The organism is Alistipes timonensis JC136 (assembly GCF_900107675.1).
GTDB lineage: Bacteria > Bacteroidota > Bacteroidia > Bacteroidales > Rikenellaceae > Alistipes > Alistipes timonensis.
This window is the reverse complement of record NZ_FNRI01000004.1, coordinates 79,830-95,774: the sequence shown is the minus strand read 5'-3', so window position 1 is coordinate 95,774 and position 15,945 is coordinate 79,830. Positions and strand designations below refer to the sequence as shown.

Sequence of the window (15,945 nt, the reverse complement as noted above, 5' to 3'; positions counted from 1 at the left end):
ACAGCCGTTACAGCATGCCGACGAGGTATTTCGTGACGTAATAACCGCCCACGAGCAGCCAGACGTACAACAGCCCTGCCAGCACGAAGGGCTTGGCCCCGGCTTGTTTGAATTTGGCGAGGTTCGTTTCGGTGCCCAGCGCCGTCATGGCCATCGTCAGCATAAAGGTATCGGCATATTCGATGGCGCCGTTCAGCGGAATCTCCCGGACGCTCTCCACGCCGAAAAGGTATTGCAGCAGCGAATTGAGGCAGATGACCCCGATGAATCCGAAAGCGAACCACGGCACGGCGATCTTGCTCTTCTCCTTTTTACCCCCGGCGCTCTTCCGGCGGCCCGCCAGCACGAATCCCATGACCACCAGCACGGGGGCCAGCAGCATGACGCGGATCATCTTGGTGATGGTGGCCGTCCCGGCGATTCCGAGCGCATCGGTCGGGTCCATCGCGTTGCCCGCCCCGGCCACATGAGCCACTTCGTGCAGCGTGCTGCCCGTATAGACGGCCACGCCGGTATCGGTCAGTCCGTCGAGCATGCCCGTACGGTACATGACGGGATAGAGGAACATCGAGAGGGTTCCGAAGATAACGACCGTGGAGACGGCGATGGCGGTCTTGTAGCCTTCGCACTTCACGACCGGCTCGGCGCCCAGGACGGCCGCCGCTCCGCAGATGGCGCTGCCCGTCGAGGTCATCAGCGCCGTATCGCGATCCATCTTCAGCAGGCGTCCCAGCAGGACGCCGCCCAGAATGGTGACCACGACGACGATCAGGTCGACAGCGACGGCCGGGATGCCGACTGCCGCCACCTCGGTCAGCGTCAGGCGGAATCCGTAAAGGATGATGCCCCAGCGAAGCACCTGCTTCGTACAGAATTTGATGCCCGGAACCCACGTTTCGGGCAGTTTGTTGCGCAGGCTGTTGGCATAGAGCATGCCCAGCACGATGCCGACGATCAGCGGGCTGAACGAAAGCCGCCTGACGACGGGAACTTCGGCGATGTAGAATGCCGCGAACGAAAACAGCGCGATCAGAAGAATTCCGTGGAGCGTATTCGCCCGGTTGCCTTTTTCCAACATATCCTCAATTCTATAATGCGTGATACGATAACTTTTTCTCTACCAACGGGGCAAAGATCGTATCTTTTATCGGGATATGAAACAAAAAGTCGTTATACGAAATAACCTGAAGTTATAACACGGAAAGAATCAGCGGTTCGCCCGGGCGAAGTCGATGAACTGCCGGACCAGCCGCGCAGGCTCGGCCTCTGCGTGCACGAAACTGAAATCGCGGGAGAAAGTCAGTCCCTCGATGTCGACGATCCGCAGCGCGCCGCTGCGCAGTTCGTCCACCACCGAGGTCACCGACACGATGGCCAGGGCATCGCTGTTGCGGACAAAGGCTTTAATGCCCTCGGTCGTGCCGAGGCGCATCACCACATCGAGCTGCGAGAGGCGGATGCCTTTTGCGGCAAGCGCCGCAGAGATCACCTCGAGGGTTCCCGAGCCGTTCTCGCGCAGTACGAGAGGCGTCGAAAGCAACTGTTCGGGGGTCAGCGACTCGGTGCGGGCATATTTTCCGCCCGTGCGGGCCACCAGCACCAGCTCGTCGGGAGCGAAGAAGGTATAGTGCAACCCCTGCCGGCGGCTGACGCTCTCGACCATGCCCAGATCGACGGCATGCTCCCCGAGCGCCTGCTCGACCTCAGCGCTGTTGCCCGAAAGGACCGAGACCCGCACCCCGGGAAAACGCGCCGTGAAACGCGCGAGGATGGGCGGCAGGAGATACTGGGCAACGGTCGTGCTGGCTCCCAGCCGCAGTTCGCCCTCCGTAAGACTTGCGCAGAGGCTCATTTCGTACTCCAGGCGGCGGTAGTCGTCGGCCAGCCGTTCGGCGGCTTCGAGCATCGTGCGTCCGGCGTCGGTCAGTTCCAGACGACTGCCGCGGCGGGCGAAAAGCTGTACTTTATAACGGGATTCCAACTCGCCGACGTGTTTGCTGACGGCGGGCTGCGAGATGTAGAGTTGTTCGGCGGTCCGGGTGAAACTCAGCGTCCGGGCCGCGGTGATAAAGACTTTGAGGCGGAAATCGTCCATGGCGTCAGCCCAGGTGTCCCTCCGCGGCGAACTCCTTCACCGAGCGGACATAGTGGTCGATGGTCTCCTGCATCGAAACGAACGACTTGCCGCCCGCGGCGTTCTTGTGACCGCCGCCGTCGAAATATTTCCGGGCGAAGAGGTTGACGTCGACACCGCCCCGCGAACGCAGCGAGACGCGGATGAACTTGCGGTGCGCCAGGAACATGGCCGACATTTTGACCTTTTTGATCGTGAGGGCGTAGTTGACGAATCCCTCGCTGTCGCCCTGCTGGAACTGGAAGCGGCGCATCTCGTTCTCCATCAGCGACATGTAGGCCACCGTACCGTCCTGAATGACCTCCATCTTACGGTTGATGGCGTAGCCGAACAACCGCGCACGGCCCTCGGTATAGGCGTTGTAGACGCTGTTATGAATGTCGGGGATCGAAATGCCCTTCTCGAGCAGCACGGCCACGGCACGGAACAGCTCGGGGGTGAGGAACGAGAAGGCGAAATTGCCCGTATCGGTCATCATGCCCACGTAAAGCGTCTCGGCCATGCTGCGCGTAATGGCGTCGGTGCCGCACATCGCCTCGACGATGCTGTAAACCAGGAAACACGTGCTCGACGAATCGGGATGCGAGAACGAGAGGTCGAACCCTTCGTCGGGCGAGAGGTGGTGGTCGATCAGCACGCGGCGGGCCGTGGTGTTGGCCTCGATGGTGGCGCTGAGAATCTCCAGCCGCGAAATAGCGTTGAAATCGAGGCAGAAAAGAATATCGGCCTCGGCAATGGCCCGCGCGGCACGCCCCTCGGTGTCGGTTTTGAAGACCACGATTTCGTCGATGCCGGGCATCCAGTCGAGGAAATAGGGGAATTTATTGGGAACGACACACGTCACCTCGTGCCCCATCGTGCGCAGGACCTCGGCCCACGCGAGCGACGACCCGACGGCGTCGCCGTCGGGATTGGTATGTGAAACGATGACGATCCGCTGCCGGGGACGCCCGAGCATCTCCCGCAGGCGTTCGATATGTTCTTTCGATAGCTTCATTCGGTTTCCTCCGCTTTGGTGGATTCGGCAAAGATACGAATAAGCGAGGGCAAAAGCAAGTTCGCTTGCATTTTGCCGAGCGGCAGTATCTTCGGCGAAGCCAAAGGTACGAAAAAACGCGGGATATACCAACGGCCTACCGGATGTTCAGCAGCACGAGGTTGTCGAGAACGCTCCGCTGGGCCGTCTGCTGGAGGTATTCGGCCTGTTCGGCCGGAAGCTCCGCGGTGAAGGCGGTCTGATAGGGCCGCTGGAAAATCGTCGTGAAAATGACGTTGGCCGCCAGGTAGCTGCCCGGAACCTCGGGGTGGTAGCAGTCGGGACGGTAGAGGATGCAGTCGGGACGCTCGCGGCGCACCGTCCGCCACGCCATACCCACCGGAGCGCACCATGCGTCGTTGTCGTAAGTCATCTCGAGGTAGCTGGTCTTCAGCCGCTCCTGCATGCCCTCGTATTCGTTCATAAGCGGGTATTCCGCCACGGGCTTGCGGTTGCCGTACTTGTGTCCCCAGGTCATGTAGAAGATCACCCGGGCGTCGGGCGAAGCGGCATGCACCAGGCTGTCGAGCGTCCGGGCCGCGGGATAGACCTCGCGGGCCACCTGCCCGGTCGGCATCGCGGGAGCCGTGCTCTGCTCCTGCAGGACGACATAATCCCAGCCGCCGTCGGCAATAGCTTGCAGCAACTCCTTGTTTTTCAGGTGTCCCGAGAAGCGTTCGCCGCCTTTGAGGAAGCGCGTGCAGGAAATTTTCATCTTCTGGGTCGAAGCGATCTTCTGCACCATCGCGGGCAGATCATTGTAGTAAGTGAAGCTGTTACCGACCCACAGCACCCGCAGGGAGTCCTGCTGGGTCCGGGCCATGCCGCCCAGGGGCAGCAGAATCAGCAAAAGGCGTAAGGCGATCTTTATCATTTTTCTGAAGTTTTGGGTTGTCGGTGGTCAGCGGCGTACTTGCGGCACCAGGTCGCAATGCCGCACTCGTCGCATTTCGGGGCCCGCGCCACGCAGACGTAGCGTCCGTGGAGAATCAGCCAGTGATGGGCTAGGGGCAGCAGGTGGCCGGGGATATTTTTTTCGAGGGCCAGTTCCGTTTGGAGCGGCGTTTTCGAGCGGGTCGTGAGTCCGATGCGCTCCGAGACGCGGAAGACGTGCGTATCGACCGGCATCACCTCCTTCTGCCACAGCACCGCCCCCAGCACGTTGGCCGTCTTGCGCCCCACGCCGGGCAATCGCTGCATCTGTTCGAGGTCGGAGGGAACCTCCCCGCCGAACTCCGAACAGAGCATCCGGGCCATTCCCGCGAGGTTTTTGGCCTTGTTGTTCGGATAGGAGATGCTTTTGATGTAGGGATAAATCTCCTCGGCCGTGGCGCGGGCCATGTGGTGCGGCGTGGGAAAAGCCTCGAACAGCGCCGGGGTGGTCATGTTGACCCGCTTGTCGGTGCACTGCGCCGAAAGGATCACCGCCACCAGCAGTTGATAGGGATCGGTGTAATGAAGTTCGCTCTCGGCCACGGGCATGTGCTCCGAGAACCAGGCGATAATGCCGTCGTAACGCTCTTTCGTTGTCATGGCTCTATTTTTTACGTCGGAAAAGAATCTTTTTCACCAGCAGCCCGGGCCCCTCGGGACAGAACATCAGCCGCGGGCATCCCCGGACATCGCGCCGCCAGCGGGCAAGGTATTCCCGCACGGGTCCCTCCCACGAGAGCACCCACAGGGCCACCGAACTGCGCCGCCGGAGGATGCGGAAACGGTTGGCGCCCGTGCCGTAGTGCGCCTCGAACCAAAGGCTGATGTCCATCAGCGAGTCGCAGAAGGCGATCCGCCGGCGGTAAGCCGTACTGTGGCTCACGCTGTCGGGCAGGCGCCGGTGGACGGCCGTGATGTCGGGCAGATAGCTGATGCGGCTGCACACCGAGAACCAGAGCCACATCGGGGCGTCGTCGGTCTTCCACTCGGGATGCTCCTCGGGACGCACTTCCGCATAATAGCGTGCGATCAGTTCGCGGCGGGCCAGCGTCGCGCAGTTGGCGATGGTCAGGCTGCACAGCAGGCGGTCGAAGTCGGTGTAATGGTCCGGATGGTCGGGCTCCGTGCGGTCCGTGGCCTGCCAGTAGTTCGAAGCGCGCGTGTAGCACATGCCGCACTCCGGGTCGGCCTCCATCAGGTCGGCCTGTTTCTGCAACTTCAGCGGATCGCACCACCAGTCGTCGCCGTCGAGGTAGGCGACGTATTTCCCGCGGCAGGCCTCGAACGTCCGGCGGTAGTTGGCGCGCCAGCCCACGTTCTCCGGAGAGGTTACCAGCCGGATGCGGTCCGGGTATTTGTCAACATAGGCCCGGCATATCTCCGCCGTGCGGTCCGTGCTGCAATCCTCGCCCAGCACCAGTTCCACGCCGAACGCGGTCTGCTGGGCCAGCACGCTCTCGATGGCCTGGGCGAGCCAGGCCTCGTGGTTATAGGTGGTCATGCAGACCGATACGAGCGGCGTCTCCATCGCGGTCAGAGTTTCGTCAGTTTGGCAAACTTCGCCAACAGGGTCTTTTCGCCCGCATTGTCGAAGGCCACCACCAATTTATGGTCCGTGGCGAGGGTTTCGATGCGCTGCACGATGCCCACGCCGAATTTCGGGTGCTCGACGCGCTGGCCTACGGCATATTCGCCGCTCACGGGCGCCGCACTCCCGGCGGAGAGCCCGCCGTCCATCGCCTGCCGCACCCCGACGCGGCGCATGCCGTCGGTCGAAGGCCGCGGGGTCTGCACGAGGGCCGGATCGGGCGTTCCGGAACGCTGGGGCTGCGCGGCCCGCGCGAATCGCCGCGCAGGACCCGACTCGCCGTCGGCAGGACGGCCGAAACCGCCACTGTAAGAGCCGCTGCGGCCCCCTCCGTTGCCGCCGCTGCCGCCGAAACGGCTGCCGCCCTGCTGTTTCTGCTGAAAGCGGTAGTCGAAACGCCGGCGCAATTCGTCGATGGCCGAAGGCGCCTCCCCGTCGTCGTCCCGGCGGCGCGGACGCACCTCCGCGAAATCGGCGTCGGACTCGACGTATCGCGGATCGATCTCGCGCAGGAAGCAGCTCGGACGCGAGAACTCCATGTTGCCCCATTTGAACCGCATCTCGGCGTAGGAGATCGTCGCCGAGACCTTCGCACGGGTCAGGGCCACGTAGAACAGGCGGCGTTCCTCCTCGATGCCGTCGGGCGATTCGGCCGCCCGCTGCGAGGGGAAGAGGTTTTCTTCCAGCCCCACGATGTACACGTATTTATATTCGAGACCCTTGGCCGAATGGACCGTCATCAACGTCACCTTGTTGTTGTCGTCGGGGTTGTCCTTGTCCATGTCGGTCATCAGCATCACGTTCTGCAGCCACTCCTCGATGGTCGCCACCTCCTCTTCGGGACGCTCGCCGTTGCGTATCTCGGCGTCGCAGCGCTCCTTAAACTCCTGCATCGAGTTGAGCAGCTCCTCGATATTGTCCAGCGCGGAGGTCGCCTCGGGGGTGTTCTCGGTCCGGTAGGCGGCGATGATGCCCGACCGCGAGGCGATCTCCAGACCGAAATCGTAAAGCCCCTTGTCGTTGCGCGAGAGCGACAGCGACCGGATCATGGCCACGAAATCCGTCACCTTGCGGGCGATGGTCTTCTGCACGGGGTCCGTGACGGGTTCTGCGACCAGTGCGTCGACCGCCTCCCACATCGACTGCCCCCGCTCGGCGGCCAGCTGCGCGATGCGCTGCACGGTGGTGTCGCCGATGCCGCGGGCCGGATAATTCACGATGCGTTTGAACGCCTCGTCGTCGCGGGGATTGATAACCAGCCGGATGTAGGCCATCATGTCCTTAATCTCCTTGTGGTCGTAGAACGACGAACCCTTGTAGATGCGGTAAGGGATGCCGCGGCGGCGGAGGTTGTCCTCCAGCACGGCCGACTGGTTGTTGGTGCGGTAGAGGATCACCGCCTCCGACCAGTCGTCGCCCGCGGCGCGGACCTTGTCGCGCAGGTCCGTGACGACCATCTCGGCCTCCTCGCGGTCGGTGTAGGCTTTCAGAATACGGATCTTTTCGCCCACATCCCCGTCCGAGAAGCAGTGCTTTTCCATGCGCTTCGAGTTGCGGGCGATCACCGAGTTGGCGGCATCGACGATCGTGCGCGTCGAACGGTAGTTCTGCTCCAGTTTGAAGACCATCGCCGAGGGGTAATCCTTTTTGAAAGAGAGGATGTTCTCGATCTTGGCCCCGCGGAACGAATAGATCGACTGCGCGTCGTCGCCCACGACGCAGACCTTCGAATGGGTCTGCGAAAGGCGGCGGATGATCGTGTACTGCGCATAGTTGGTGTCCTGATACTCGTCCACCAGAATATAGCGAAACTGCTCCTGGTAGCGGGCCAGCACATCGGGACAATCCCTCAGCAGGATATTGGTTTGCAAAAGCAAATCATCGAAGTCCATCGCGCCGTTGCGCTTGCAGCGCTGGCAGTAGATGTTGTAGATGTTGCCGAATTCGGGAATCTGCGCCTGCCGGTCCTCGGTGGCGCAGACCGTGTTGGCCTGGTAGGCGCCGGGCGTCACGAGGCAGTTCTTGGCATAGGAGATGCGCGAAGCCAGCAGGTTGGGCTTGTACTTCTCGTCCGGAAGGTTCAGCTCGCGGACGATGGTCTTCAGGAGGTTCTTGCAGTCCGAGGGCTCGTAGATCGTGAACGAATTGGTGAAGCCGATCCGCTCGGCGTTCTCCCGCAGGATGCGCGAAAAGACCGAGTGGAACGTACCCATGCGGATATAGCGGCTGCGGTTGTCGGGCAACATCTGCGCGATGCGTTCACGCATCGACTCGGCGGCCTTGTTCGTGAAGGTCAGGGCCAGGATGTTGAACGGCGCCACACCCTGCTCGATCATGTATGCGATGCGCGAGGTGAGCACGCGGGTCTTGCCCGAGCCGGCTCCCGCGATGATGAGCGAGGGAACGTCGTAGTTCACGACGGCATCGTACTGGGCGGGGTTCAGGCCCCGTAATATCGGTGATTCGTTGGATTCCATGACCGCAAAGTTAATAAGAAATGAGCAAGAATTTTCCAAAGAAAATAATATCTTTGCATTGCAAACGTTAAAAGGTTAACTCCGACAATACTACAACAATAATAAAACAATGAGCGAAGTCATCAACATCAAAGAACTCAACGAGCGTATCGAACGCGAAAGCGTCTTCGTCGATACGCTCCGCACCGAAATGGGCAAGGTCATCGTGGGACAGAGCCATCTGGTGGACACCCTGCTGATCGGGTTGCTGTCCAACGGCCACATTCTGCTCGAAGGCGTGCCGGGACTGGCCAAGACGCTGGCCATCACCACGCTCGCCAAAGCCGTCGACGCCGGATTTTCGCGCATCCAGTTCACCCCCGACCTGCTGCCCGCCGACCTGATCGGTACGCTGATCTACTCGCAGAAGAACGAGGATTTCGTGGTTCGCAAAGGCCCCATCTTCGCCAATTTCGTGCTGGCGGACGAGATCAACCGCTCCCCGGCCAAGGTGCAGTCGGCTCTGCTCGAGGCCATGCAGGAGCGTCAGGTGACCATCGGCGACAACACCTATCCGCTGCCCCAGCCGTTCCTCGTGCTGGCCACGCAGAACCCCCTGGAGCAGGAGGGAACCTACCCGCTGCCCGAGGCGCAGGTCGACCGTTTCATGCTCAAAGCCAAGATCTCCTACCCCAAGAAGCAGGAGGAGCGCGACATCGTGCGCATGAACCTCTCGGGAGCCGGCATGCCCCGGGTGGGCAAGGTCATCACGCCCGACGACATCGTCAAAGCCCGCAAGGTGGTCGAGGACGTTTACATGGACGAGAAAATCGAGAAATACATCATCGACATCATCTTCGCCACGCGCGAGCCCGCGGAGTACAACCTCCAGAAGCTCCAAAACCTGATCGCCTACGGCGGTTCGCCCCGTGCGTCGATTTCGCTGGCCAAGGCCGCCCGCGCCTACGCCTTCATCCGCCGCCGCGGCTACGTCATCCCCGAAGACGTGCGCGCCGTCTGCCACGACGTGCTGCGCCACCGCATCGGACTCACCTACGAGGCCGAGGCCGAGAACATCACCACCGAAGAGATCATCACCGACATCCTCAACAACGTAATCGTACCCTAACGATGCAGGAGACCGAGAACGATATTCTCAGACGCGTCCGTAAGATCGAGATCAAGACCCGCGGTCTTTCGAACGAGATCTTCGCCGGAAAGTACCATACGGCTTTCCGCGGGCGGGGCATGTCGTTTTCCGAAGTGCGGGAGTACCGGGCCGGCGACGACGTACGCGACATCGACTGGAACGTCACGGCCCGTTCGCGCAAACCCCACATCAAAGTCTACGAGGAGGAGCGCGAACTGACGATGATGCTGTTGGTCGACGTGTCGGCCTCGCGCATGTTCGGATCGACCGACCGTCTGAAAAAGAACATCATCACCGAGATCGCCGCCGTGCTGGCCTTCTCCGCCTCGCAGAACAACGACAAGGTCGGCTGCATCTTCTTCTCGGACCGGGTCGAGAAGTTCATTCCCCCGAAGAAGGGCCGCAGCCACATCCTTATGATAATCCGCGAACTGATCGGATTTCAGCCCGAGTCGCCAGGCACGAAGCTCTCCGAGCCGGTGCGTTTCCTGACCAACGTCAACAAGAAACGCTGCACGACCTTCATCCTCTCGGATTTCATGGATTCGTCCGGCGACGAATCGGCGCTGGACGACGCCCTGAAAATCGCCGGGAGCAAGCACGACCTGGTGGCTATCCGCGTCTACGATCCCCGCGAAACGGAACTTCCGAACGTGGGCATCGTCGAACTGCGCGACGCCGAGAGCGGCCGCAAGGTGTGGGTCGACACCGCCTCGCGGGCCGTGCGCGACCATTACGCCGCCTCGTGGCAGGAACGCAGCGAGCGCATCGGCGCAACGCTCAAACACAACCGCATCGACACGGCCATGATCTCGACCGACGGCGACTACGTGGCCGAATTAATGAAACTGTTCAAACAGCGATGAAACGACTCTTTGCAATAGCGCTTCTTTTCACGGCCCTCGCCGCCCGGGCGCAGGACACGCCCACCGTCACGGCGCGCGTCGAACCCGACAGCATCCTGATCGGCGACCGCTTCGACTACATCATCGACGTGGAAAAAGACCTGGTGCAGGTGGTGGAGTTCCCCGAGTTCGACCCCCGCGACGGCAAGATCGAACTGGTCGAAGACTGCCCCGTGGATACGCTCGAACGCGACGGACGCCACCTGAAACTGCGCAAGCGTTACCGGCTGGCGGCTTTCGACGAAGGCAAGTACAACCTCGGCGCGGCGCAGGTGCTCTACGCCGACAAGAATATTCTCGACACGCTCCGCAGCCGCGACTCGGTCTATCTGGAGGTCGCCACGTTCCAGATCGACTCCACGTCGCAGTCGATCTACGACCTCAAACCGCAGAAGAACCTTCCGTTCCGTTTCCTCGAGATCAAAGGTTACGCGACGTGGGGCATCCTGATCCTGCTGATCCTGCTGGCCGGAGCCTATGCGCTCCAACGCTGGCTCGCCAGCCGCGGCAAGGGCTTCGGAGACCTCTTCAAACCCGCCCCGCCGCTGCCTCCGCACGTGGCGGCCATCCAGGCGCTCGAGGCGCTCCACAACCAGAAGTTGTGGCAGAACAACCGCCACAAGCAGTATTATTCGGGACTGACGGACATCCTGCGCACCTACATCGCCGGACGCTGGGGCCTCGGAGCCATGGAGATGACCTCCGACGAGATCATCGAAGCAATGCGGCAGGAGGAGCTGCCCGACAAGGCCCGGATGGACCTGACGGCTATCCTGCGGGATGCCGACCTGGTGAAATTCGCCAAGGCGACGCCCGAGGCCGAGCAGAACGAGGCCGACTACCTGAAAGCCTACTATTTCGTCGAGGAGACCAAACTCGTCGAAGAGGAGATTCCCGCCGAAGAGGACTCCCCGATGCAAAACTAAACGATCGCAACGATGTACAAACTCCTGTATATATTTCCGTTCCTGCTGGCCGCCGCCGGCGTCTCGGCACAGAGCATGCCCGAGCGTTCGCTGGTGCGCAAGGGCAACCGGCAGTACAACAAGGGCAACTACGAGCAGGCGATAAGCCGCTACGAGCAGGCCTTGCAGGCTGTTGCGGGACAGTTCGAGGCGACTTACGACCTCGGGAACGCACTCTACAAGGCCGAGCGGTTCGACCGCGCCGAACAGACCATGCAGCAGGCCGCAGCCGACTCGCTGCGCACGGATGACGAACGTGCCGAGGCATTCTACAACCTCGGGAACGCCCAATTCAAACAGCAGAAGTACAAGGAAGCGCTCGAAAGCTACAAGCAATCGCTGCGCCTGAACCCCTCGGATATGGAAACCAAGTACAACTACGCCTACACCAAGCGCCTGCTCGACGAGGACAAGAACGGCGGCGGCGGTGGCGGCAACGACGACAAGGACCAGAACAAGGATCAGGACAAAGACCAGAACCAGCAAAACCAGGATCAACAGAACAAGGACCAACAGAATAAAGACCAAAAGGGCGATCCGGAGGACCGGCAGGGCGACCGGAAACAGGACCCGCAGGAGAATAAGGGCGACCGGCAGGGTCAGCCGACGCCTTCGGGCATTTCGCCGCAGGAACAGCAGCAGATGCTCGACGCCATCCAGGCCCAGGAGGACAAGACCCAGGAGAAACTGAAGGAGAAACAGGGCGTGGTGGTCCGGGGAAAGAAAAACTGGTAAAACGTAAACGATTATGCACTTTGCTTCACCATATTACCTCTGGCTGCTGACGCTGCTCGTGCCGATGATCGGCTACTACGTGTGGCGGACACTGCAGGGCGGGGCCGCGATCCGCATTTCGAGCGTCGCCGGCGTCGTGCGCGCCCCCAGGACCGTGCGTTACTACCTGCGTCACCTGCCGTTCGTACTGCGCGCGGCGGCCTTCGCGCTGCTCGTGGTGGCGCTGGCGCGTCCGCAGGACGTCGAGCAGAACGTCCGCACCAACACCGAGGGTATCGACATCATGCTGGCCATCGACGTTTCGGGCTCGATGCTGGCCCGCGACTTCAAACCCGACCGCATCACGGCCGCCAAGGAGGTCGCCGGATCGTTCATCGCCGACCGCTACGGCGACCGCATCGGCTTGGTGGCGTTCGCCGGCGAAGCTTTCACGCAAAGCCCCCTGACCACCGACCAGAGCACCCTGCAAACCCTCCTGGCCCGCATCCGCAGCGGACTGATCGAAGACGGCACGGCCATCGGCAACGGACTGGCCACGGCGATCAACCGTCTGCGGGAGAGCGACGCCAAATCGAAGGTCATCATCCTGCTGACCGACGGCGTGAACAACCGGGGCGAAATCGCCCCGCGCACGGCTGCCGAAATCGCCAAGGCGCAGGGTATCCGCGTCTACACGATCGGCGTAGGCACCGAGGGCATGGCCCCCTACCCGGCCATGGACATGTTCGGCAACATCACGTTCGTCAACCAGAAGGTCGAGATCGACGAAAAGACGCTGACGGCAATCTCGGACATGACCGGAGGGCAGTATTTCCGCGCCACGGACAAAGCCAAGCTGAAGGCCATTTACGACGAGATCAACCAGCTCGAAAAGAGCAAGGTCGAAGTGACCGAGCACGTCTCCTACCACGAACTGTACCTCGCATGGGTGCTGGCCGCACTGGGGCTGCTGCTCGCCGAGTTCCTTTTCGCGAATCTCGTCCTGAAACGAATCCCGTAAAGAATATTTGCTTATGTTCCGCTTCGCAAATCCGCAATATCTCTGGCTGCTGCTGGCCGTCCCGGCGCTCGTCGCGCTCTACTGCTTAGCCGCGCGCAGCCGCCGCAAACGGCTCGCACGCTTCGGGAACCCCGGCATCCTCGAGGAGCTGATGCCCGAGGTCTCGACCGGACGCGTGGCCTTCAAATTCATCCTCTTCTGCATTGCCGTCACGCTGCTGGTGCTGGCCGCAGCCCGTCCGCAGTTCGGTTCGAAACTCCGCGAGGAGAAGGCCCAGGGGATCGAGATGATGCTCACGGTCGACGTGTCGAACTCGATGCTGGCCGAGGATTTCCAGCCCAACCGCCTCGAAAGGACCAAATACGCCATCGGCAAGCTCTTCGAAGGATTGCAGCAGGACCGCGTGGGACTGGTGGTCTTCGCAGGCGAACCGAAGGTCCAGCTGCCGATCACTTCCGACTACCGCATGGCCCGGGCCTTTGCGCGGCGGATCGACCCGTCGCTGGTCTCGGTGCAGGGAACGGCCATCGGCAAGGCGTTGGGACAAGCCTTGCTGTCTTTCTCGGGCGATACGGAGGAGAGCCACGGACGGGTCATCATCCTGATTACCGACGGCGAGAACCACGATGACGACGCCATCGCCGCCGCCGAACGCGCCGCTCAGATGGGGGTCAAAATCTTCACCATCGGCATCGGAACGCCCGAAGGCGCCCCGATCCAGATCGGCGGGGAGTTCATCAAAGACGAGACGGGCGAGATGGTCGTCTCGAAACTCAACGAGGAGATGCTGGCCAAGATCGCCGACATCACGGGCGGCGCCTATGTCCGTTCGTCGAAGCAGTCGATCGGTCTCGACGAGATCGTCAGGACGATCAACGAGATGGAACAGACCGAATTGTCGATGGTCCGCTTCGAGGAGTTCAACGAACAGTATCAATACCTGCTTATCGCTGCGCTGGTCCTGCTGCTGCTGGAGTTCCTCATGCTCGACCGCCGCAACCCGCTGCTGGCGCACCTGAACATCTTCCGCGAAAAATAGCCGCGGAGTGCGGCAGCGGCTTTGCAACGTTTCCGCCAAAGCCCCAAAATAACGGCCTATGCCTTTAGAAAACACCCCTGCCGCACGCATTTCAGCCCTCTCAGCGGCCCAGAAAGCCTATTTCCACTCGGGAGCGACACTTCCCGAAGTGTTTCGCCGCACGATGCTCCGCCGCCTGGAAGCGGCCCTCGTCAACTGGGAGAAACGCCTGTGCGACGCCCTGTGGCTCGACCTGCACAAGTCGCCCGAAGAGGCTTTCCTCACCGAAATCAGCATCGTCCGGGACGAGGTCCGCAACCACCTGCGCAACCTCGGCAAATGGATGCGCCCCGAGCGCCGTCCGTCGCCGCTGAAACTCCTGCCGTCGAAAAGCCGCATCCTCTCCCAGCCGCTCGGGCAGGCGTTGATCGTCTCGCCGTGGAACTACCCCGTACAGTTGTTGCTGAATCCGCTCGTGGGGGCCGTTTCGGCCGGATGCACCGCCCTGCTGAAACCCTCGCCCTACACCCCGCACGTCGCGGAGACCCTGGAACGGATGATCGCCGAAATCTACGACGAAGCGTATGTCGCCATCGTGCAGGGCGGCCGGGAGGTCAACACCCGATTGTTCGACATGCGCTGGGACGTGATCTTCTTCACGGGAAGCCCCGCGCTGGGACGCGTCGTGATGGCCGCCGCGGCGAAAAACCTCACCCCCGTGGTGCTGGAACTGGGCGGCAAGAGCCCCTGCATCGTGGACCGCGGGGCCGACATCGAGGTCGCGGCGCGCCGCATCGCCTGGGGCAAGACGCTCAACGCCGGGCAAACCTGCATCGCGCCCGACTATTTACTGATCCACCGTTCGCTGCAAGACCGGTTTACGGAAACGTTCGCCCGGGCCCTGCAACGGCTCCACGGCGACGACGCACAGCAAAGTCCCCATTACGTACGGCTGGTCAACGACCGCGCCTTCGAGCGCGTGGCCGGCTACCTCTCACAAGGCAGAATCCTGATCGGAGGCCGCACGGACGCGGCGGACCGCTACATCGAACCGACGCTGCTGGGGGATGTCGATCCCGCATGGCCCGTGATGCAGGAGGAGATTTTCGGCCCCGTACTGCCGATGCTGCCGTTCGACGACACGGATGAAGCCCTGGCATTCGTCAACGCGCGTGAAAAACCGCTGGCGTTCTACTGGTTCGGACCGGAGAAAACGGGAAACGAAGCCCTGCTGCGCACCTCGTCGGGCGGCGCGTGTCTCAACGACGTAATCATGCACATCGCCAACGACCGGCTGCCGTTCGGCGGCGTGGGCAACTCGGGGATGGGCCGTTACCACGGCCGCGACAGTTTCGACGCCTTCTCGCACCGCCGGGGCGTGGTCATCGCACCGGAGCGCACCGACCTGCCGTTCCGCTACCCGCCCTACAAGGGTTTTCGCTGGATCAAAAAGATATTGTAGGAAGCGGCCGCAAACGGTTCCGGCCTGCCGCCTGCAATTTTTAATTCTTAATTTTTAATTCTTAATTTTTAATTCCCTACCTTTGTCGCGGCAGGCCCGCTCTGTCGCTGCCGGCCGCAGGCCGGGAGAGGAAAGTCCGGGCAACACAGAGCGCCACGCAGGCTAACGACCTGACAGCCGTGAGGTTGTGGAAGCGTAACAGAGAACGACCGCCCGCAGGCGACTGCGGGTAAGGGTGAAAAGGCGGGGTAAGAGCCCACCGCGGGGGCAGCAATGTCGCCCGGCAGTACGTCCCGTGGGTTGCAAGACCGTGTATACCGGCAATTAAGGGTTGCTCGCCCGATGCCGGGGGGTAGGTTGCTCGAGGCAGCAGGAGACTGCCGTCCTAGATAAATGACAGGGGCCCGGGGTTCGCCCCGGGAACAGAACCCGGCTTATAGGGCCTGCACGCACAAAGGCGCCGCACGATGCGGCGCCTTTTTTCAATGCGCAAACCCGGCGCGGCAATCCGATAAGCCTGTCGCAACCTCACGACTCCCGTTCAGATTGCCGCGCTCACCGCC

14 protein-coding genes and 1 other RNA gene are annotated in these 15,945 nt (G+C 61.7%); 8 read left to right on the top strand and 7 right to left on the bottom strand.

The features are described from left to right. Positions 1-7: 7 nt before the first annotated feature. From BLU78_RS06490 to BLU78_RS06460, 7 genes are all read right to left on the bottom strand, one after another. A complete protein-coding gene (locus tag BLU78_RS06490; protein ID WP_010262120.1) occupies positions 8-1,078 on the bottom strand; it encodes a YeiH family protein in 1,071 nt (356 codons plus the stop codon). A gap of 129 nt (positions 1,079-1,207) precedes the next feature. Then, a complete protein-coding gene (locus tag BLU78_RS06485) occupies positions 1,208-2,095 on the bottom strand; it encodes a LysR family transcriptional regulator (protein WP_010262119.1) in 888 nt (295 codons plus the stop codon). Between the two features lie 4 nt (positions 2,096-2,099). Then, entirely contained in the window at positions 2,100-3,131 is a 1,032-nt protein-coding gene (locus BLU78_RS06480; RefSeq protein ID WP_010262117.1) for a DHH family phosphoesterase, read from the bottom strand. Positions 3,132-3,267: 136 nt separating this feature from the next. After that, entirely contained in the window at positions 3,268-4,044 is a 777-nt protein-coding gene (locus tag BLU78_RS06475; RefSeq protein WP_010262114.1) for an SGNH/GDSL hydrolase family protein, read from the bottom strand. Then, positions 4,041-4,703, bottom strand: coding sequence for an endonuclease III (gene nth / locus BLU78_RS06470; RefSeq protein WP_010262113.1), 663 nt, complete (start codon positions 4,701-4,703; stop codon positions 4,041-4,043). The genes BLU78_RS06475 and nth overlap by 4 nt, the downstream gene beginning before the upstream one ends. A gap of 4 nt (positions 4,704-4,707) precedes the next feature. After that, complete coding sequence (locus BLU78_RS06465) at positions 4,708-5,631, bottom strand: glycosyltransferase (RefSeq protein ID WP_010262112.1); 924 nt, start codon at positions 5,629-5,631, stop codon at positions 4,708-4,710. 5 nt (positions 5,632-5,636) lie between these two features. Then, the gene (locus tag BLU78_RS06460) at positions 5,637-8,168 is read right to left on the bottom strand and encodes an ATP-dependent helicase (RefSeq protein WP_010262109.1); all 2,532 of its coding nucleotides are present in this window, start codon (positions 8,166-8,168) and stop codon (positions 5,637-5,639) included. Positions 8,169-8,277: 109 nt separating this feature from the next. On the opposite strand from BLU78_RS06460, the gene BLU78_RS06455 reads away from it, so the two are divergent. From BLU78_RS06455 to rnpB, 8 genes are all read left to right on the top strand, one after another. Continuing rightward, positions 8,278-9,276 carry an AAA family ATPase gene (locus tag BLU78_RS06455; protein WP_010262107.1) on the top strand — a complete coding sequence of 333 codons (999 nt, stop codon included), beginning with the start codon at positions 8,278-8,280 and terminating at the stop codon, positions 9,274-9,276. A gap of 2 nt (positions 9,277-9,278) precedes the next feature. Next, entirely contained in the window at positions 9,279-10,163 is an 885-nt protein-coding gene (locus BLU78_RS06450) for a DUF58 domain-containing protein (RefSeq protein ID WP_010262105.1), read from the top strand. Further along, the gene (locus BLU78_RS06445; RefSeq protein ID WP_010262103.1) at positions 10,160-11,128 is read left to right on the top strand and encodes a hypothetical protein; all 969 of its coding nucleotides are present in this window, start codon (positions 10,160-10,162) and stop codon (positions 11,126-11,128) included. The genes BLU78_RS06450 and BLU78_RS06445 overlap by 4 nt, the downstream gene beginning before the upstream one ends. A 12-nt stretch (positions 11,129-11,140) precedes the next feature. Then, positions 11,141-11,902 (top strand): tetratricopeptide repeat protein, encoded by a 762-nt coding sequence (locus BLU78_RS06440; protein ID WP_010262102.1) that lies wholly within the window; start codon positions 11,141-11,143, stop codon positions 11,900-11,902. Positions 11,903-11,915: 13 nt separating this feature from the next. Next, entirely contained in the window at positions 11,916-12,902 is a 987-nt protein-coding gene (locus tag BLU78_RS06435) for a vWA domain-containing protein (protein WP_010262100.1), read from the top strand. A gap of 13 nt (positions 12,903-12,915) precedes the next feature. Further along, positions 12,916-13,941, top strand: coding sequence for a vWA domain-containing protein (locus BLU78_RS06430; protein ID WP_010262099.1), 1,026 nt, complete (start codon positions 12,916-12,918; stop codon positions 13,939-13,941). Positions 13,942-13,999: 58 nt separating this feature from the next. Beyond that, positions 14,000-15,382 carry an aldehyde dehydrogenase family protein gene (locus BLU78_RS06425; RefSeq protein ID WP_010262098.1) on the top strand — a complete coding sequence of 461 codons (1,383 nt, stop codon included), beginning with the start codon at positions 14,000-14,002 and terminating at the stop codon, positions 15,380-15,382. An 88-nt stretch (positions 15,383-15,470) separates the two neighbouring features. After that, an RNA gene (rnpB, locus tag BLU78_RS06420) (RNase P RNA component class A) lies at positions 15,471-15,836 on the top strand. The last annotated feature ends 109 nt before the right edge of the window (positions 15,837-15,945 follow it).